The following is an 18,182-nucleotide window of genomic DNA, read 5'->3' on the forward strand; positions in this document are numbered from 1 at the left end:
CTCAACGCTGTCAGCGCGGTCTACCGCCCCGCTGACGAACCGTCATTTTCATTCTTTAGACTGCGCCGGCCTGAGATCAGGCGACGCACTATGACTTCTTTATAGGGGACTTCGATGTCCGTACGACGCACACGCAAAGACGATGGCAGCCAATGGACAGTTGCGGACAGCCGCAGTGTTTACGGGATTCGCCATTGGGGGGCCGGGTATTTCGCGATCAATGACGCCGGTCGCGTCGAAGTTCGTCCGAACGGCCCGAGCAGCTCGCCTATCGATCTGTTCGAACAAGTCGACCAGTTGCGCAAGAGTGGCTTGTCCCTGCCGCTGCTGGTGCGTTTCCCCGACATCCTGCAAGACCGCGTCCGTCAGCTGACCGGCGCTTTCGATGCGAACATCGAGCGTCTGGAATACCAGAGCAAATACACCGCGCTGTACCCGATCAAGGTCAACCAGCAGGAAGCGGTGATCGAGAACATCATCGCCACCCAGAACGTTTCCATCGGTCTGGAAGCCGGCTCCAAGCCTGAGCTGCTGGCGGTGCTGGCACTGGCGCCGAAGGGCGGCACCATCGTCTGCAACGGTTACAAGGACCGTGAGTTCATCCGTCTGGCGCTGATGGGCCAGAAGCTCGGCCACAACGTGTTCATCGTGATCGAGAAAGAATCCGAAGTCGGTCTGGTGATCGAAGAAGCCGCCTCGCTGAAGGTCAAGCCACAGGTCGGCCTGCGCGTGCGTCTGTCGTCGCTGGCGTCGTCGAAGTGGGCGGATACCGGTGGTGAGAAATCCAAGTTCGGTCTGTCGGCGGCGCAACTGCTGTCCGTGGTCGAGCGCTTCCGCGCGGCGGGCCTGGATCAGGGCATCCGTCTGCTGCACTTCCACATGGGTTCGCAGATCGCCAACCTCGCTGACTACCAGCATGGCTTCAAGGAAGCGATCCGTTACTACGGCGAACTGCGCAACCTCGGTCTGCCGGTCGATCACATCGACGTCGGCGGTGGTCTGGGTGTGGACTACGACGGTACGCACTCGCGCAACGCCAGTTCGATCAACTACGACATGGACGACTACGCCGGTGTCGTGGTCGGCATGCTCAAAGAGTTCTGCGACGCGCAGGCTCTGCCGCATCCGCACATTTTCTCCGAAAGCGGCCGATCGCTGACCGCCCACCACGCGATGTTGGTGGTGCAGGTGACCGACGTCGAGAAGCACAACGACGACGTGCCACAGATCGAGAACAAGGAAGCGCTGCCGGAAACCGTGCAGTGGCTGGTTGACCTGCTCGGCCCGACCGACATCGAAATGGTCACCGAAACCTACTGGCGCGCCACCCACTACATGAGCGACGTGGCCGCCCAGTACGCCGACGGCAAACTGACCCTGGCCGAGAAAGCCCTGGCCGAGCAGTGCTACTTCGCCGTGTGCCGTCGCCTGCACAACTCGCTGAAAGCGCGTCAGCGTTCGCACCGTCAGGTGCTGGACGAACTCAACGACAAGCTGGCCGACAAGTACATCTGCAATTTTTCGGTGTTCCAGAGCCTGCCGGACACCTGGGCGATCGATCAGGTCCTGCCGATCATCCCGCTGCACCGTCTCGACGAAGAGCCGCTGCGTCGTGCCGTTCTGCAAGACCTGACCTGCGACTCCGACGGCAAGATCAATCAGTACGTCGACGAGCAGAGCATCGAGACCAGCCTGCCGGTGCACGCGCTGAACGAAGGTGAAGATTACTTGCTGGGCGTATTCCTGGTCGGCGCCTATCAGGAAATCCTCGGCGACATGCACAACCTGTTCGGTGACACCGACTCGGTGAACATCTACCAGAACGCCGACGGCAGCGTGTACCACGCCGGTATTGAAACCCACGACACCATCGAAGACATGCTGCGCTACGTGCACCTGTCACCGGAAGAGCTGATGACCCACTACCGCGACAAGTGCGCCAGTGCCCGCATCAGCGCCAGCGAGCGCACTCAGTTTCTCGATGCATTGCGTCTGGGTCTGACCCGCTCCTCTTACCTGTCTTCCTGAGGCCAGGTTCCGCTTTCATCTGGTTGTCTGAAATTGTTCCGCTTACTGCGGACGTTTCAGACAACCAGGTGAGACGCTTCTTTTTCTCTTCGCGAAAATGCTTTCGTCCAGACGAGCAAAGTGACGTCGTCTGCTTTTCGCGTAGGTCATTTCCGAATTTGTAGTTCGGCCCTCTACTCGGCCATGGGTCTCGGCGAGAATCCCCGCCCGCCCCCCTGTAGAGAATCTCCCCATGTTCGATCCAGCCGACGAGCCGTCGTTTCGTCTCGATGTAGCGGGCCTGTCCGACTCGCTTGAAGTCCTGGCATTCACGGGTTGCGAAGCCATCAGCGAGCCTTTTGCGTTTGAGATCGACTTGCTGGTCGATGATCCGCATCTGGACCTTGCCGGGCTGATGTATCGTTCGGCGCGCCTGTGTTTCGGGCCTTGCGGCAATGGTGTTCACGGGCAGTTGCACAGTCTTGTCCAGCATGAACAGGGGCGCGACGCCCGGTTGTGCCGGGCGCGGCTGGGGCCTCGGTTGAGTTGTCTGGGCCTGCGCTACAGCCAGCGCATTTTCAGCGACCGCTCCGTGCCGCAGATTCTGGATCAGGTGCTCAGGGAGCACGGTATCAGTGGCACCCGGCGCCGATTTGACCTGCAAGGCGCGTATCCGCCCCGGACGTTCTGCACCCAGTACGGCGAGTCGGATCTGCAACTGGTACAGCGGTTGTGCGGGCAGGCACGCATTCACTATCACTTCGAACATGGGAACCGTGGACATTGCCTGGTGTTCGGGGACGATCCCGCCAGGCTGCCACACGCCGCGAACCTGCGATTCGATTGCGGGGATGGGGAACCGTCGCCAACAGTGCGCCGCTGGCAACTGGGCGAGCATGCCGGCCTGTACGCAGAAGGCTCGCGGCGGACACGTACGGCGCGGGGGCATTCCGATTCGCCAACCCTGCGCAGTGGTCACTGGTTGACGATTACCGGCCAGCCCCTTGCAGAAGCCAATGGGCACTGGCTGGTGAGCCGAATCGAGCATCGAGCCGATCAGTTGCTCGAACCGCCTTACAGCAACCGGATTTTTGCCGCTGACCGGTTGCCGGTGTTCCGATCACCCATTGAACACCTGGGGGCGCGCATGCGCAGCCCGCAACGTGCCTGGGTGGTATCGGTCGAGGAGGCGCAACCGGATGCGGTGCGCCCGGTGGCCGTTCAGTTCGACTGGCTCTATCAGGGAGAAGGGGCCCGCCCCAGCCACTGCTGGCTGCCGCTGGCTCCGGCGTTGGCCGATACGCCGATGGCATCATTGCAGGACGGAGCAGAGGTGGTGGTGAGCTTTCTGGAAGGCAACCCTGAACAGCCGGTGATCAGCGGTGTCTTGCAGATCCCGGCACTCACCAAAGCCATCGAGGATGACGCATCGCCGCCACTGCCCGAGCGTCTGGCGAGCGCGGGCCTGCCTCAATGGCTGAAAGCGGCGGAGCCGTTATTGTTGTTGTGCCTGATACCGGGTGGCGGCAGTTATCGCCATTGCGCGGCGTCATTGTGCAGCTGTCGATTGGTCGGCGGGCTCAAGACGAGCGACGCAAGATGAGTGTTTCGACCCCCGGACAGCGTGCGCAGTGGTTGTTGCTGGACATCGCACAGGCGCCGCAGGCAGTGCAGACGCTGCGCCAGGGTTTCGCCGGTGTGCACAGCCTGAAGCTGTTCGACGGGACGGAGTTTCAACCGGTCAGTGACCAGGGCCCGTGGCTGATCGACCTACGTGACAGCCCGGCGCTGTCGGCGCTCTGCCACGCCGATCCGCTGACCTGGCAAGGGCTGCTGCTTGGCAGCGAGGCCTCGGCGTCGTTGTTGCGCGAACACTTGCAGCGGATGCTGACCGTGTCCGTCGGTCTGAATCACCGGGCACTGCTCAATTTCTACAATCGCCAGACCGCCAGCTACTTTTTCGATGCCTGCAATGCCCGGCAATTGAGCTGCTGGCTTGGGCCGATCGCATGGCTGCGCTGGTTCGGCGGGACCTGGGCCGATCTGGCCGGCGGCAGTCAGGGCTGGCAGCAACTGCGCAATCCGGGGCTGGCCGTGGAGCCGCTGCGGATCGAGCAAAGCCTGACCCGCCAGCAGCGTGAACGCCTGCACCGTTGCCTGTTGGATCAGCATGTCTGGCGCTGGAGTCAGGCGACAGGGAACGACTATCGGCTGATGTCTTCCTTTCAGGAGCAAGGCCTGGAACTGGGGTTCAGCGAGCAGGCGTTGCTGGACGACTGGTTGTGGCTGCGTTTGCAGCATCCACGTGCCGAACTGACGCCGCTGCCGCAAGGATTGCCCCCACGGGAACGGCTCGAATTGTTGCGTCGGCGTTGGCTCAACGACCCGTCGTGAAGCGCCGCTTCAGTGAGCGGCCCCGTTGAACCAGCCATCGGTGCGCCGCAGCCACCACGCCAGCCCTCCGAGCGTCAGGCTGCGCAGCACCATGAACAGCAGGAATGAAATCCACAGGCCGTGATTGCCCAGACCTTGCAGCGCCCAGGCGACCGGCAGCAGCAGGATCACGGTCGCCAGCATGCCGTTGCGCATTTCCCGGGCGCGGGTGGCACCGATGAACAGGCCGTCGAGCAAATAGCTCCAGACCGCGATCAACGGCAGGACGGCCAGGTAGGGCAGGTAAATGAACGCGGTCTCGCGCACGCTCTGGATGTCGGTCTGCATTTCGATGAATAAGTGGCCGGCCAACAGAAACAGTGCTGCAAAGCCCAGGCTGGCCAGCAACGACCAGCCACCGGCAACCACCAGCGACCGGCGCAGGGCCAGACGATCACGGGCGCCGATGGCGTGGCCGCACAGGGCTTCGACGGCGTGGGCCAGACCGTCCAGCGCGTGGGCGGTCAGCAGCAGGCCGTTGAGCAGCAGCGCGTTGGCCGCGACCGTGGCATCGCCGAGTCGCGCGCCCTGCACGGTGATCAGGAAAAACACCGATTGCAGGGCCAGGCTGCGGATGAAAATGTCGCGGTTGACGGCCAGCAGCGGGCGCCAGCTCTGCCAGAGTTTCAGGGCGGCCCAGGCGATGTGGCCGGGATAGGCGCGCAGTGCCTTGCGAGTCATCCACAGGCCGAGCAGGGCGCCGCTCCATTCGGCGATCACCGAGGCCCGGGCCGAACCGACCACGCCCCAGTCCAGGCCGATCACGAACCACAGGTTGAGCACGATGTTGATCAGGTTGGTGCTCAGCAGAATCGCCAGCGGTGCCCGGGCGTTCTGGGTGCCGAGGAACCAGCCGACCAGCGCATAACTGGCCAGCGCCGCCGGCAGCCCGAACAGCCGGGTGTGGAAGAAGTCGCGGGTCAGTTGATCCAGCTCCGCCGACGGTTGCATGAAGTGCAGCGCGACCCCGCTCAACGGTACGCCCAGGGTGCCGAGCAGCAGCGCCAGCCCCATTGCCAGCAGCAGGCCCTGAAGCAGAATCTGCCGCAAGGCCGCACCGTCGCTGCGCCCGGCGGCCTGGGCGGCGAAGCCGGTGGTGCCCATGCGCAGAAAACCCATGGCCCAGGCCAGAAAGGTGTACAGGCTGGCACCTACCGCCACCGCGCCCAGTTGATGGGCGTGGGGCAGATGCCCGATGACGGTGCTGTCGACCAACGCCACCAGCGGCACGGAAATGTTGGAGAGGATCATGGGGGCGGCGAGGGCCCAGACCCGGCGATGGGTCGGGCGGTCGCGCCAGTCGGCGATCAGGTTGGACATGCGGGCTCCTTGGGGAGCGGCATTGTAGCGGGAGGTGTCAGTGAATGATCCAGCTCAGCAGCCACAATCCCAGCAGCAACCAGATAATCCCGGCAATGATTGAGGCATTCATGAACGCGCGGATCGCCGACCACAGCAGCATCAGGCCGACGATCAGCGCGATGATGCTGATGATCGACGTGTCCATGCCCAGCGCCTTCGACAGCCCGTCGACAAAGTTGCCGCCGGCGTTGCCCAGCAGATTGAACAGGCCGCTGAGGCCATCGACGATGAAGCGGATGATCGAGCCGAGCGCCTGGCCCAGCCATTCGAAAAAGCTTTCTACCTGCATGTCTGTTTCCTGATGAAAGAGCTGAGCCTTGGGCCGCAGCGGGTGCGGTCGAGTTCCCTGCAAGCATAGAGGGTTTTAACGGGCGACTGGCGCTTGCCTTCGCGCAGCTTCCCCCCGAAGCTATACGCCTTCAGGAGAGCCCGATGAACCTTGTTGAACTGACCGAACGCCTGCACGCCATTCGCGACCGCAATGACTGGCGGCAATTTCACAGCCCGAAAAACCTGGCCATGGCCGCCAGCGTGGAAATGTCCGAACTGGTGGAAATCTTCCAGTGGCTGACCGAAGACCAGTCCCGCGAACTGCCGGCGGACAAACTCGCCCACGCCGGGCAGGAAGTCGGCGACATCGTTCTCTATCTGTTGCTGCTGTGCAGCGAACTGGGGCTGGACATGAATGAAGTGGTGCGCAGCAAACTCGCCGACAGCGAACGGCGGTTCAGCTGATGAGCGACCGTCATTTCGATCAGTTGGCGACCCGTTTCGCCGAAAAAATCTACGGCGGTGCCAAAGGCGCGATCCGCCTGGCGGTGCTGCAAGCCGACCTCGCCGAAACCCTGCCGGATCGTCCGTTGCGGGTGCTGGACATCGGTGGCGGCCTGGGCCACATGTCGCTGTGGCTGGCCGAGCGCGGGCACCAGGTGACCTTCACCGAGCCGGCCGAGCCGATGCTTGAAGGCGCACGCCAGCGCTTTGCCGACGCCGGGCAAACCGCGACGTTCATTCAGGCGTCCTGGCAGGAACTGCTCGGCCAGCTCACCGAGCCCTACGATCTGGTGCTGTGCCATGCGGTGCTGGAATGGCTGGCCGAACCGCACGCGATCCTGCCGGTGCTGCATCAGTTGACCAAGCCCGGCGGCTGGTTGTCGCTGGCGTTCTACAACCGCGATGCGCTGATTTACCGGAACCTGCTCAAAGGCCATTTCAAGAAAATGCGCAAGAACGACATGGCCGGTGAAAAGCAGAGCCTGACCCCGCAGCAGCCGCTCGATCCACGGGAACTGGCAACGCAACTCGGCGGGTTGTGGCAGGTCGAAACCCAGAGCGGGGTGCGGGTTTTCCACGATTACATGCCGGTGGAATTCCAGGCCCGCGCCGAGTTGATTGATTTGCTCGAGATGGAACTCGCCCACCGTCGTCACCCAAGCTTCGCCGGGCTTGGGCGCTACTTGCACTGGATCTGCCGGCCGATCTGATCGGAGCGAGAAATGAAAGGTCATTCAGGGTTACTGCTGATCTGTCTGGGGTTGGCCGCCTGCCAGGGCAGCAACCCTTACGTGGCGCAGTCGCGGCCGTTGCCGCCGGCGCCACCACAAGCGGCAACCACCTTCGACCGCAGCGCTTATCCCGCGCCCCCTCGTGATTACGGGCGCTATCGCAGCTGGGCGTGGCTCAACGGTCAGCTGCCGCCGGGCACAGCCTGGGCGGACTCGGCGCAAGTGGCAGAAGCCGTCAGCAGTGCGCTGGATCAGCGCGGTCTGCGCCCGATGCATGACAATCGCCCGGCCGACCTGCTGGCCAGTGCCAACCTGAGCCTGGAAACCCGCCTGCGTCAGGTGCAGGACGATTACGGTTACTACGGCGGCGGATACGGTGGTTATGACCGTTACGGCCGCGGTTACGGGATGTACAACACGGTGCCGATCGTTCGTACCTACCAAGAACAGGTCGTGGTGGTACGGGTCGATCTGTTCGACGCCGGCAGTGGTCAGCCGGTCTGGAGCGCCAGCGCCGAAACCGGCACTCAAGGCAAGCAAAGTGATCGCACCGACGCGATTCGCGAGGCTGTCGAAAAGGCCATGTCGGCGTATCCTCCCAGTTAGCTTCCTGCAATTGAGAAGCTCCCTCAGGTTCATGTCTTCCACCGGAGAAAAACCATGTTCCGCCGTCTTGTTTTACTGGTCGTGGTCGCGCTGCTCAGTGCCTGCGCCTCGAACCAGGTCAATCATGATTTCGACGCCAGCCGCGACTTCGCCGCGTATCGCAGCTGGAGCTGGAAAGACCCCGCCCTGCAATACCGCCCCGACGATCCACGGGTCAAGAGTGATCTGACCGAACAACGCATCCGTCAGGCCGTCGCCGACCAACTGGATCAGCGGGGCCTGCGCCCGGCCGCCTCGGGCGCCCGAGGCGATCTGAATGTGCAGACCTACCTGATCGTCGAGGACCGCCAGCAACAGGTGACCACCAACTACGGCGGCGGTTGGGGTGGCCCGTGGAACGGTTATTGGGGCGCACCGATGTACAACGAAACCCGCAACATCACCTACAAGGTGGCGACCATCCAGGTCGATCTGCTCGACGGCAAGGACGGCAAACTGGTGTGGCGCGGCAGCGACGAGCAAATGCTCAGCCGCACGCCGAACCCGGCGGATCGCAGCAATGCCATCCGCGAGACGGTGGCGCGGATCCTGTCGAATTACCCTCCGCGCTGAGCCTGCGCAAACAAAACGGGAGTCCATGGCTCCCGTTTTTTATGGGCGGGTGAAACTGGCGCGTTGCCAGCAGTGTCGGTGCAGCGCGTCTACACTCAAATCCACCAATGGAGGTTGCGCCCGGCAGTGCGCCGGCAAAGGAGTGCGCCATGTCGCGTCATCCGCAATGCGGCGGGCCAGCCCGGCAGCGGGGGGCGATCGGCCTGATGGCGGCCGCCACCCTCAGCCTGGCGCTGGTGTTGATGCTGCTGGTGGTGGATACCGGCCGTCTGTATATGGAACAACGCAAACTGCAGCGCCTGGTGGACACCGCCGCCCTGGAAGCCGTCAGCCGTGGCGGCAATTGCCTGCCAGGCCTCACCGCTGCCAGTTACGCGGGGCAAAGCGCGACGCGCAACGGGTTTGTCGCCGATGCCACCAACGTCCTTGTGATCGATTGCGGAAAGTTGGCGACAGCCGCTACCGGCCTGCGCACATTTACGGTGGACGCGACACAATCGGAGGCGGTCAAGGTTGCGGCCAACCGTACCGTCACCACCAGTTTTGCCGGCGGCGTGCAGGCGTTGTTCAGTGGCACACCGGTCAGTCTCAACACCGTGCTTTATGCTTCGGCGGTGGCGGCAAAACCCAAGCCGACCGTCGCTCAGTTGAACATCCGCAGTAACCTGGCCAGCATCAACACCGCGCAATCGAACATCCTCAACCCGCTGTTTTCCGGGCTGCTTGGCGGTAACGTCAACCTGACGGCCGTGGGGTGGAATGGCTTGCTCAACACCGATATCAACCTGCTCAGTTATCTGAACCAACTGGCGATCAACCTCAACGTCGCCGCCGGCAATTACACCCAGTTGCTCAATACCCAGGCCACGGTGACCCAACTGATCCAGGCCGCGATTACGGCGGTGCAGCTCAATGGCGCCACCGCTGAAGTGATTACCGCGCTGGGCCAGCTGCAAGTGGCGGCGATCAATGCCGCACCGGTAAAACTCGGCGACATCCTGCAATTGCAGACCGGCACCACGGCCGCCGGGCTGGATGCCAATCTGCAGTTGCTGCAACTGGTTCAGGGTGTGATTCAACTGGCCAACAGCAAAAGTGCGGTGGCCGCGACCCTGCCGATCAACGTGCTGGGGCTGGCGAATGTCACAGTGCGGGTCAAGGTCATCGAGCCGCCGCAATTCTCGGCGATCGGCGATCCGGCGCTGGCCAGGGCCAACCCCACCGGGCCGAACCGGATTTATGTGCGCACTGCGCAGATTCGCACGCTGCTTTCGGTAAATCTGCCGGTACTGTCCGGGGTAACCGGGTTGGCCAATGCGGTACTCGGACTGGTTGGCACGCTGACACCGACGCTCAATGCGCTGTTGAGCCTCAATCTGGTCGCTACACTGAATTCGGTCGGCTGCCTGCTCGGCGCCGGTTGTGAACAACTGGACCCGAAGCTGCTGCCCTCGCCGCAGATCGACATCAGCCTGGATGCCGGCGGCGCCATCAGTTATGTCACCGATTACAGTTGCCCGACTGACAACACCGGCACCAAAAGCCTGACGGCCCGCACCATCACCTCGGTTGCCGATCTCAAGGTGGGCAAGATCGATCCGACCAACGCCTTTTCATCTGCCGCCCAACCCACCGTCACACCGTTGCCGCTGGTGGATCTGGGCACGGTGACCTGCCACAAGATTCTGGGGATCGGCAGCTGTGACCCGAGCACTCACGTGCCATACGGCGCCGGCGGCATCGCGATCATGGTCAACACCAGCGTGGCGCAGAACACCCAGAACCTGGTGTTTTCCAGCACCACACCATTCGCCACACCGCCCAACCTGAAACTGCCGCCGAGCGTGATTGCCGCCGCGCCCTCAAGCAACATCGTCAACAGCCTGGCAAGCACCCTCGCCGGGATCAATCTGATCGTCTACAAACCCCAGGGCAGCAACCCGCTGGGGGCGATTGTCACAGGCGTCGCCAGCCTGATCAGCGATGTTACGACGATCCTGCAACCGGTGATCACCGACCTGGTGAGTCCGTTGCTGGATCCGTTGCTGAACAATTTGCTCAAGGGGCTGGGGATCAATCTGATGGATGTCGACGTCGGCGCCAACATGACCTGCGGCCAGACCGGCAAGGCCTATCTGGTGATCTAGTCGTCGGGGGCGATCGGCAGTTCGATGCAGAACCGTGCACCGTCCGCCGAGTTGCGCACGCTCAAGTGGCCGCCCATGTTCTCGATGATCCCGTAACTCACCGACAACCCAAGGCCGGTACCGACGCCTATCGGTTTGGTGGTGAAGAACGGTTCGAAAATCCGCTCCAGCAGACGCGGGTCGATACCGCCGCCGTTGTCCTCGACCCACAGCCGCACGTGCTGATCGTCGCGCTCGGCGTAGATCGCAATCCACGGCTTGAACGTTGGGTCGCACTCGCGTTTGCCCAGCAGCGCATCCCGGGCGTTGACCATCAGGTTGATCAGCACCTGTTCAAGCTGATCGACGTACCCGCGTACCTGAACCTCGAACGCGGTCTCGCTGATGCGCAAATCCACGCCTTTGCCGCGCATGCCCTCGGCCAGCAGCGACAGCGTGCCTTCGATGGCACTGGCCGGATTGAACAGCTGCTGCTCGATCTCGGAGCGGCGACCGAACACCCGCATGTGATCCACCACTTTGGCGGCGCGCTGCACCTGGGCGTCGATGCGATTGAGTTTGTCGGTCAGGTAATCGATCTGCACATCGCCGTTGCTCAGGCGCTTCTGCACGTTGACGATGGCCATGCGCATGACGTTCAGCGGCTGATTGATTTCGTGGGCCAGACCGGTGGCCATTTCGCCAAGGGTGGCCATTTTTGCGCTTTGCGTGAGTTGCTGCTGGGAGCGGCGCACTTCGGTGTTGTCGCGGCCAACGGCTTGGACTTCGATCAGGTTGCCGTGCTCATCGAACACGCCGCGATCCGACCACACCCACCACGCATGTTCGCGCCCCGGCAATTGCAGATTGATTTCGGCGGTGCTGACGGGAGATTGCGGGGTCAACTGCGCCAGGCGTTCAACGAAGGCCGCGCGCTGAACGTCGGACATCCAGCTGCCCAGATCGACCCCGGCCAAGTCTTCGGGGGCGCATTCCAGATAGGTTGCCAGCGGCCGGTTGCCGAACGTCAGGATCAGGTCCGGACGATAGCGGCAGATCATCGCCGGCGAGTCCTCGACCAGAATCCGGTAGCGTTCCTCACTCTGTCTGACTTGCTCGGCAGCCAGCGTCGCTTCGGTAACGTCCAGCCACAGACCGACGGCCTCCACCGGCAGACCGAGGTCATTGCGCAGCAGCCGGGCTTCGTCGAGCAGCCAGTGATAGTCGCCTCGACTGTCACGCATGCGATAGCGGGCGCGCACCGAGCCTTCGCGCAGCAGTTGCCGGGTGCGTTCGAAATACAGGGTTCGATCATCCGGGTGAATCCGCTCTGCCAGTGCACTGGCGTCACAGTCCTCCAGGCTCCAGCCCAGCAGCGGTTGCAGGCTGGCGCTGAAAAACGCCGGCAGCAAGGCGCCTTCGACGTAGTGCTGGACGTAAATCACCGCCGGCGAACTGGCGATCAGGTTGTCCAGCCGCGCATGGGCGGCGGCGGCCAGTTGCTGCTGGTTCTTGATGTCGCTGATGTCGAGCATGAAACCCACCAGACGCCGATGCTCGCCGGTGCCGGTGACTTGCCCCTGAAGGCGATACCACGCCGGCGTCTGGCTCGCGTCGCGAGCATGCAGGCGCACGCACAGGTCGAGGATTTCCCCGTGCATTTGCAATGCTTGCAGGCGGCTGCGGACCTCTTCGCGATCGGCGGGATGGATCAGTGTCAGCCAGGTGTCGAGCGTCAGCGTCGAGCTGTCCTGTTGCAGAGTGGCGGCCAGCGTCGGGGCCAGTTGAATCTGCTCGCTACTGCTGATTTCCCACCAGCCTGTGCCGAGCAGCGACTGCAATGACTCCAGCCGTTCCAGCTGCAGTTGATGCTGTTGTTCGCGCAAGCGACCGAGCAGGGGGCCGGCCAGTGCGCCCGCCAGCATCAGCCAGTCGCGGTCGGTCAGGTACGGCGCGGTCTTGTCCACCGCGTAAAAACCGCAGAGCAGCCACGCCATCACGCCTCGATCATCGCTGTAAGGTACGGCGAAGCCTTCGGCATTGCCGAACAGGCCCTGGACCCGCGAGTGTTCGTACTGGCCGTAATGTTCACCCAGGCGTTGCGGGCCGGCGCCATTGAGGCTGTCGAGCGGCGTGCCCAGACGCTGGCCGTCATGCCACAGCGCCGGGGCGTCATGGGCGTGGAATTGCTGATGGATCTGCCAGCCCTGTTCCTGTTCATCGAGCAGGGCAAGTGCCAGGCACGGGATCTGCCAGCGCTGGGCGATCACTTGCAATTGTTCGCTGACGAGCATCGGCAATCGTCCCAGGCTGCAGCTTCGCAACTGCTTGCTGATCTGCTCGGCGATCATGTGGCACGCCTCGCGCTGATGCGCTTGCTGGCGTTCGGACAACAGGTCGGCGATGTCGATCAGTTGCAGCAGCCAGCCATTGCCCAGCGGCTGAACCCAGCCGCGCAGTTGCAAGGTCTGCTCGCCGAGGCCGGGGAAGTCCAGATCCAGCAGGTGGCCTTGCCAGTCCTGCGGCCGACCCTCGATGGCCAGCGTGCTGTGCGCCAGCAGGTAGTCGCGCAACGGCAACGGTTTGTCACGGGGCGTCTGTTGCGTCAGCAGCAGGCGTAACGGGCCAGCCATTTGCAATACGCCGCCTTCGCTGTCGAGGTGGATGTGCAGGCCCGTCAGCGGGGTGCCGAGTGCGTCTGGCAAATCGCTGGCGACCATGCCCCGCTTGAGCAGGCGGCCGAGCAGGTTGTCACCCGGGGTCAAAATTTCAGGCTCGAAATGGCGGTCAGGTTGGTGGGCAGGCTGGGGACCGCGCCGATGCCCGGCAACACCAGAAACGGAATGACCTGATTGAGTTTGCTCACCGGGTAATTGACGCTGACGGTGAGCGTGCCCGCCGTCGAGTCATAGACCGTTGACGTATCAGTGCCGACCACCACATTCAGAGAAGGCAGCGTTGACGACAATTGTTGGCTCAGCGCGGCATTGGCGGTGCTGACCACCACGGTTGAATAGTTGGGAATTGTCGGGTCAACCGCCACGGCGCGGCGTATGGCTTCGGCTGTGGCCTGGTTGAACGTCTGCATCAGCACGAACGGCAGGGCATAGCTGACCAGACCGTAAAACACCGCGAAAAAGATCACGAACACCAGGGCGAACTCGATCGCCACCGCACCTTTTTGCGCCTTCCGAGAGCCGGTTTTCATCCGTGCGTCTACCCTGACAGTCACTGCGTAGTATCAGCATAGAATCATTCAGCAAAAACGGACGGTTTTTACCGCATGCAGAGCCTTGTCCTTCTGATCTGGTTGACGGCTTGCGCGGCCCAGGACGCCCGGCAACGAAGGATTGCCAACGTCCTGACGCTGGGTGTCGGGACCCTTGCGCTGGTCTATCTGCTGTCTTTCGGTACCACCTGGATGGGCGCCGAAGCCGGGCAGGGAGGCTGGGCCTGTGTCGTGGCCCTGGCATTCACGTTGCCCGGGTATTTTCTGGGCCGAATGGGCGCCGGTGATGTGAAACTAATGACAGCTCTTGGTCTTGCGACGGACGGCGTCTCGCTGCTCGGGATTTTTATCGGTGCGGGTGCGGCGAGCCTGATCTGGATTCTGCTTGCGCCAAGAGTCTGGCTGCATATGAGTCAAGGGCTTAGGCATCAACTTCGATGTATGGCGCCATCCATGTCAAAAAAGCTGCCATTTGCGCCGTTCGTGCTGATCGGATTTGTGCTTGCACTACCTTGGATCCATTAGTCGCCAAGCGCCACTAGTCTTATGTACATAGTCGGAAAGTGGGTCTACCTTCAAAGTAACGAGTTATACAGCCAGTGGCTGACAGTACAGGAATGGTCAGCTTTGGCCCGGGCATGGAGCAGCACGTGAACAAGCTTACATCTGCGGTAAAAGTCATCGTTGTCGATGATCAGCCTCTGATCGTCGAAGAACTCTGTGAATTTCTCGAGAGCAGCGGCTACCGCTGTGTTCCGTGCGAGTCCAGCAAGGAGGCGATCGAGCGTTTTACGGCTGACACCGCGATCGGACTGGTGCTGTGCGATCTGCACATGCCGGACATGGATGGCATTCAACTGGTGCAGGAACTGCAACGGCTGGCCGGCAAACACCGGGCGTTCGAAGCCATCATGCTCACCGGTCGGGCGGACAAGCAGGACGTGATCAAGGCCCTGCGCGCCGGGATTGCCGACTATTACCAGAAACCGGTCAATCTGGATGAACTGCTCGAAGGCCTGCAACGCCAGGAAGCGGTGTTGCAGGAACGGCAGAAAACCCTGCAACTTGGCCATCTGAATCAAAAGCTTCAGGACCTGTCGTCGTCCATCGATGATCTCTATCAGGATCTGGACAAGGTGCGTCGCGGCCCGGCTCCTGTCAGTGACGAAGCCACCCGTGGGGCCGGTGAACTGGAGATTCCCGAGATCTTCAATCAGCTGTCGCCACGGCAACTGGACGTGGCGCGCCTGGTGGGCAAGGGTCAAACCAATTATCAGATTGCCTGTGAGCTGGGCATTACCGAAAACACTGTGAAGCTCTACGTTTCGCAAGTGTTGCGTCTGACTCACATGCACAACCGCACGCAACTGGCGTTGGCCTTGTCGCCGAGTGCGGCGGCTCTGCGGCAGCGAGTTACGGCGCACTGATTGATGTCCCCGGCGGCCCTTGGGTCGACCGGGACAGTCGCCAAGGCGTCTTCCTCGAATCAGTTTTTTGTCTCGATTTTGCCCCCGGCATCCGGGTCATAGAAGTCGGGGATTTCGTACTGGTACTTCTTCAGCCAGCGCTGCATCGCCAGCTCACGCTCGGTGGCCGTGGCCGCCTGCGGATCGGGGGACGCGGCCTTGTTGCGGCTTTGCAGCAACAGCCAGCCTTCGGTTTCCTGCTGCTGGGCCGAGGCCGGGCCGGCGTCGATGGCCAGCGCGCCGAGCGGCAGACTCAGCAGGCTCAGGCAGCACAGCGTTTTTAACGTGTTCATGGCACCTCCTTGAGGCTCACTTGATCGTCGCCGGTTGCGCGTCAGCCGCCACCGCGACCTGATTGCCGGCGACGGGTCTGGCCTTGACCGGCGACTTGAGTTTCTCCGCGCGTTCCTGGGCATCGGTGAACTGCTCCGGGGTCAGGTGCGCGCGGCTGACCACTTCCGCGGCCTGCTGCCAGTTGTTCTGATAGAGCAACAGGGTGACCAGATTCAGCGTCGCCAATTGATTGTTCTGCTTCAACTCGATGGCCGTCAGAAACTCGAAACGAGCGTCTTCGAGCCGCAGCTGATTGAGGTACACCACGCCCAGATCGTTGCGGATGTTTTCATTGGTCGGCGCCAGCCGCGCCGCCCGTTGCAGGTGGGCCTGTGCCTGTCCGTTGTCGCCACGGGCGGCATACAGCTGGCCCAGGCCATGTTCGGCGTCGGCGTTCAGGCACGTGCCGAGCAGGCTGCGATACAACGGCTCGGCTTCGCTGCGCCCCAGCAGGCGATAGACCTTGGCCTTGCGCAGTCGCACTTCGACGAGGTTGTCGGGCAGGCCCTGCAGGTTGGCCAGGCTGGCGTGCAGCTTGCCGTCGTTGACCAGGTCATCGGCCAGGTTCAGCGACAGCTCCTGTTCGGAACTCAACTTGCTGCAACTGGCCGGCGCCAGCATCGTCGTCCAAGGCGCCTGACCGTCCGTTGCGCAGCCGCCGAGCAGCAACAGACTTGCCACGACCATCAGTGCTTTCATCCATCGCTCTCCATCGCCATTGTCATTCTCAGGACGCAAACGCCCGGGTGATTGCGGTAAAACCGGGGCCCGCCAAAACGATCAGCAAGGCCGGAAACAGCAGCAGCATCATGACCACCGACATCTTCGCCGACATCTTCGAGATGTATTCCTGCAAGCGTGTCAGGCGTCGGTCATCCAGCAGTTGCTTGAGCGCCAGCAGCGATTTCATCGCACCGCCGCCCTGTTGAATCAGTTGTTGCAGGATCACGCAGGTGTCGGTGAACTCATCCACCGCCAGCATCACGGCCGCTTTGTTCAGCTCTTGCCCGAGTTCCAGGCCCGAGTCGACACGGGCCAGAATCAGGCGCAGTTCGCTGGTCAGCTCCGGCAGTAGTTTTTGCCCTTCGGTGCTGAGCACGCGCAGGGCCTGCTCGACGGCCATGCCGGACTCGAACAGGATCCGCAGCAGCGGAATGAACGTCGACACTTCCACCGCAATGATTTTCTGCCGACGGGCAGCGGCATACGCCAACAGACGTTTGGGCAGCAGATAGCCGACGCCGGTGGCGATCATCGGCACCAGCCAGCCGTTGGGTGCGAGGGGGAAAAATACTTCCTTCAGAAACAGCCCCAGCCCCAGTGTCAGCAGCGGCGTGCCGATCTGGCAGGCGGCAAACAACGAGCGCTCACTGGCGCGGCGCCAGCCGAGACGGCTGAGCAGGGTCTGGGTTTCGCTGTCGATGCTCACCGAGCGCTGGCCGAACCGGCTGCTGCCGAGCGCCCGTAACCAGTTGCCGAAACGGTTCTCGCGCACCAGGTGCCCCTGCAGACGCTGGTTGACCTGGCGCACCCGACGCCGCTCGGTCAGCAGGTGATTGCCGACCAGCAACAGTGCCCCGAGCAACAACATGAGACTGGCCAGCATCACCATGTCAGACACTCCTCAACATGCGCCACAGCGCCAGGCAACCGGAGACCTGCAACACCACCGCAACGATCAACATGGTCCGACCGCCCGAGTCGTTCCACATGCCGAGCATGTAGCCGGGATTGGTCAGCATGAAGTAGCTGACCAGAATCACCGGCAGCGATCCGAGTACCCACGCGGTCATCCGGGTTTCGCCGGTCAGGGCGCGCAGTTGGCGGGCACCTTGGTCGCGCTCGCGAATCAGTTTGATCAGGTTCTCCAGCAACTCGCTGGCGTTGCCGCCGTAGCGATGGTTGACCTTCAGGCCCAGGGCGAACATGCGCAGTTCGTCCTGCTCGTAGAGCTCGGCAAAATCACTGACCGCATCCGGCAGGTTCACCCCCAACTGCACGTTGCGCTGCACCCGGCCCATTGCGGTTTTCAACGGATCCTCACTGGTTTCGATGCCGCCCATCACTGCATCGGTCAGGGTCCGGCCGGACTTGAGACTGCGCACGGTGTGGTCGAGCAACTGTGGCAACTGTTCGATCATCCGATTGAGCCGGCGACGATATCGCCACGCGATGTACAACCGCAAAATCAGCGGCGGCGCCAGTATCAGCACCAGCAGACCGATCCAGTCGGCCAGCAGGTAACCCAGCATCATGGCCACGACCCACAACGACAGCCAAAGCCCAAAGTGCTCGTTCGGCCGGCCGAGGCCGGCGCGCAGGAACATCCGCTCCAGCCCGGTCCACGAGGATTTTTCGGCGGCTGCTTGCGGCTGCCCGGCGGCGAGGCGAGAGAGCACTCGCTCGTTGGCAGTCTTGCGCACGCCCTGCAGGAACAGTCGAATCGACAGCCCCAGCAACAGCAGGCAGAGGACGATCAGGATCACCGGTCCGATCATGACGA

18 protein-coding genes are annotated in these 18,182 nt (G+C 62.5%); 10 read left to right on the forward strand and 8 right to left on the reverse strand.

What is annotated here, in order from left to right:
• Positions 1-114: 114 nt before the first annotated feature.
• The 3 genes from speA to ABFB52_RS04275 all read left to right on the forward strand — a co-directional run bounded on the left by speA (position 115) and on the right by ABFB52_RS04275 (position 4,401).
• Entirely contained in the window at positions 115-2,028 is a 1,914-nt protein-coding gene (gene speA / locus ABFB52_RS04265; protein WP_011332271.1) for an arginine decarboxylase, read from the forward strand.
• A 232-nt stretch (positions 2,029-2,260) separates the two neighbouring features.
• The gene (locus ABFB52_RS04270) at positions 2,261-3,610 is read left to right on the forward strand and encodes a contractile injection system protein, VgrG/Pvc8 family (protein WP_129973596.1); all 1,350 of its coding nucleotides are present in this window, start codon (positions 2,261-2,263) and stop codon (positions 3,608-3,610) included.
• Positions 3,607-4,401 carry a DUF4123 domain-containing protein gene (locus tag ABFB52_RS04275; protein WP_085748623.1) on the forward strand — a complete coding sequence of 265 codons (795 nt, stop codon included), beginning with the start codon at positions 3,607-3,609 and terminating at the stop codon, positions 4,399-4,401. Before ABFB52_RS04270 ends, ABFB52_RS04275 begins: the two co-directional genes overlap by 4 nt.
• Before the next feature lie 9 nt (positions 4,402-4,410).
• On the opposite strand, the gene ABFB52_RS04280 is transcribed toward ABFB52_RS04275, so the two are convergent.
• Both ABFB52_RS04280 and ABFB52_RS04285 read right to left on the reverse strand, forming a co-directional pair.
• Positions 4,411-5,760 (reverse strand): MATE family efflux transporter, encoded by a 1,350-nt coding sequence (locus ABFB52_RS04280; RefSeq protein WP_129973597.1) that lies wholly within the window; start codon positions 5,758-5,760, stop codon positions 4,411-4,413.
• Between the two features lie 37 nt (positions 5,761-5,797).
• On the reverse strand, positions 5,798-6,091 hold the full coding sequence (locus ABFB52_RS04285; RefSeq protein ID WP_007951010.1) for a hypothetical protein: 294 nt from the start codon (positions 6,089-6,091) through the stop codon (positions 5,798-5,800).
• A gap of 143 nt (positions 6,092-6,234) precedes the next feature.
• Here ABFB52_RS04285 and ABFB52_RS04290 point away from each other — a divergent pair, with 143 nt between their 5' ends.
• From ABFB52_RS04290 to ABFB52_RS04310, 5 genes are all read left to right on the forward strand, one after another.
• A complete protein-coding gene (locus tag ABFB52_RS04290; protein ID WP_011332275.1) occupies positions 6,235-6,537 on the forward strand; it encodes a MazG-like family protein in 303 nt (100 codons plus the stop codon).
• Positions 6,537-7,286, forward strand: coding sequence for a methyltransferase (locus ABFB52_RS04295; protein WP_129973598.1), 750 nt, complete (start codon positions 6,537-6,539; stop codon positions 7,284-7,286). The genes ABFB52_RS04290 and ABFB52_RS04295 overlap by 1 nt, the downstream gene beginning before the upstream one ends.
• 12 nt (positions 7,287-7,298) lie before the next feature.
• Entirely contained in the window at positions 7,299-7,913 is a 615-nt protein-coding gene (locus ABFB52_RS04300; RefSeq protein ID WP_129973599.1) for a DUF4136 domain-containing protein, read from the forward strand.
• A 54-nt stretch (positions 7,914-7,967) separates the two neighbouring features.
• Entirely contained in the window at positions 7,968-8,525 is a 558-nt protein-coding gene (locus ABFB52_RS04305; protein ID WP_129973600.1) for a DUF4136 domain-containing protein, read from the forward strand.
• A 149-nt stretch (positions 8,526-8,674) separates the two neighbouring features.
• On the forward strand, positions 8,675-10,672 hold the full coding sequence (locus ABFB52_RS04310; RefSeq protein ID WP_129973601.1) for a pilus assembly protein TadG-related protein: 1,998 nt from the start codon (positions 8,675-8,677) through the stop codon (positions 10,670-10,672).
• On the opposite strand, the gene ABFB52_RS04315 is transcribed toward ABFB52_RS04310, so the two are convergent.
• Positions 10,669-13,416, reverse strand: coding sequence for an ATP-binding protein (locus ABFB52_RS04315; protein ID WP_129973602.1), 2,748 nt, complete (start codon positions 13,414-13,416; stop codon positions 10,669-10,671). The genes ABFB52_RS04310 and ABFB52_RS04315 overlap by 4 nt on opposite strands.
• A complete protein-coding gene (locus ABFB52_RS04320) occupies positions 13,413-13,859 on the reverse strand; it encodes a TadE/TadG family type IV pilus assembly protein (RefSeq protein WP_129973603.1) in 447 nt (148 codons plus the stop codon). Before ABFB52_RS04320 ends, ABFB52_RS04315 begins: the two co-directional genes overlap by 4 nt.
• A gap of 75 nt (positions 13,860-13,934) precedes the next feature.
• On the opposite strand from ABFB52_RS04320, the gene ABFB52_RS04325 reads away from it, so the two are divergent.
• Together ABFB52_RS04325 and ABFB52_RS04330 are read left to right on the forward strand one after the other, a co-directional pair.
• Complete coding sequence (locus ABFB52_RS04325; RefSeq protein WP_085748617.1) at positions 13,935-14,405, forward strand: prepilin peptidase; 471 nt, start codon at positions 13,935-13,937, stop codon at positions 14,403-14,405.
• A gap of 125 nt (positions 14,406-14,530) precedes the next feature.
• Complete coding sequence (locus tag ABFB52_RS04330) at positions 14,531-15,307, forward strand: response regulator transcription factor (RefSeq protein ID WP_085748627.1); 777 nt, start codon at positions 14,531-14,533, stop codon at positions 15,305-15,307.
• 59 nt (positions 15,308-15,366) lie between these two features.
• Here the strand turns inward: ABFB52_RS04330 and ABFB52_RS04335 are convergent, their stop codons facing one another.
• From ABFB52_RS04335 to ABFB52_RS04350, 4 genes are read right to left on the reverse strand one after another with little or no spacing between them, the layout of a single operon-like run.
• Positions 15,367-15,639, reverse strand: coding sequence for a DUF3613 domain-containing protein (locus tag ABFB52_RS04335; protein WP_085748616.1), 273 nt, complete (start codon positions 15,637-15,639; stop codon positions 15,367-15,369).
• A gap of 16 nt (positions 15,640-15,655) precedes the next feature.
• Positions 15,656-16,378 carry a tetratricopeptide repeat protein gene (locus ABFB52_RS04340; protein WP_085748615.1) on the reverse strand — a complete coding sequence of 241 codons (723 nt, stop codon included), beginning with the start codon at positions 16,376-16,378 and terminating at the stop codon, positions 15,656-15,658.
• 28 nt (positions 16,379-16,406) lie between these two features.
• Positions 16,407-17,291 (reverse strand): type II secretion system F family protein, encoded by an 885-nt coding sequence (locus tag ABFB52_RS04345; protein ID WP_129973604.1) that lies wholly within the window; start codon positions 17,289-17,291, stop codon positions 16,407-16,409.
• Between the two features lies 1 nt (position 17,292).
• Entirely contained in the window at positions 17,293-18,177 is an 885-nt protein-coding gene (locus ABFB52_RS04350; RefSeq protein ID WP_085748613.1) for a type II secretion system F family protein, read from the reverse strand.
• Positions 18,178-18,182 lie beyond the last annotated feature (5 nt).

This window comes from Pseudomonas sp. 9.2(2024) (genome assembly GCF_039695385.1).
Taxonomy (GTDB): Bacteria; Pseudomonadota; Gammaproteobacteria; order Pseudomonadales; family Pseudomonadaceae; genus Aquipseudomonas; species Aquipseudomonas paraglycinae.

Coding starts and splice junctions, on each gene's coding strand:
- speA (WP_011332271.1), top strand. CDS start 115: ATGTCCGTACGACGCACACGCAAAGACGATGGCAGCCAATGGACAGTT.
- ABFB52_RS04270 (WP_129973596.1), top strand. CDS start 2,261: ATGTTCGATCCAGCCGACGAGCCGTCGTTTCGTCTCGATGTAGCGGGC.
- ABFB52_RS04275 (WP_085748623.1), top strand. CDS start 3,607: ATGAGTGTTTCGACCCCCGGACAGCGTGCGCAGTGGTTGTTGCTGGAC.
- ABFB52_RS04280 (WP_129973597.1), bottom strand. CDS start 5,760: ATGTCCAACCTGATCGCCGACTGGCGCGACCGCCCGACCCATCGCCGG.
- ABFB52_RS04285 (WP_007951010.1), bottom strand. CDS start 6,091: ATGCAGGTAGAAAGCTTTTTCGAATGGCTGGGCCAGGCGCTCGGCTCG.
- ABFB52_RS04290 (WP_011332275.1), top strand. CDS start 6,235: ATGAACCTTGTTGAACTGACCGAACGCCTGCACGCCATTCGCGACCGC.
- ABFB52_RS04295 (WP_129973598.1), top strand. CDS start 6,537: ATGAGCGACCGTCATTTCGATCAGTTGGCGACCCGTTTCGCCGAAAAA.
- ABFB52_RS04300 (WP_129973599.1), top strand. CDS start 7,299: ATGAAAGGTCATTCAGGGTTACTGCTGATCTGTCTGGGGTTGGCCGCC.
- ABFB52_RS04305 (WP_129973600.1), top strand. CDS start 7,968: ATGTTCCGCCGTCTTGTTTTACTGGTCGTGGTCGCGCTGCTCAGTGCC.
- ABFB52_RS04310 (WP_129973601.1), top strand. CDS start 8,675: ATGTCGCGTCATCCGCAATGCGGCGGGCCAGCCCGGCAGCGGGGGGCG.
- ABFB52_RS04320 (WP_129973603.1), bottom strand. CDS start 13,859: ATGAAAACCGGCTCTCGGAAGGCGCAAAAAGGTGCGGTGGCGATCGAG.
- ABFB52_RS04325 (WP_085748617.1), top strand. CDS start 13,935: ATGCAGAGCCTTGTCCTTCTGATCTGGTTGACGGCTTGCGCGGCCCAG.
- ABFB52_RS04335 (WP_085748616.1), bottom strand. CDS start 15,639: ATGAACACGTTAAAAACGCTGTGCTGCCTGAGCCTGCTGAGTCTGCCG.
- ABFB52_RS04340 (WP_085748615.1), bottom strand. CDS start 16,378: ATGAAAGCACTGATGGTCGTGGCAAGTCTGTTGCTGCTCGGCGGCTGC.
- ABFB52_RS04345 (WP_129973604.1), bottom strand. CDS start 17,291: ATGGTGATGCTGGCCAGTCTCATGTTGTTGCTCGGGGCACTGTTGCTG.
- ABFB52_RS04350 (WP_085748613.1), bottom strand. CDS start 18,177: ATGATCGGACCGGTGATCCTGATCGTCCTCTGCCTGCTGTTGCTGGGG.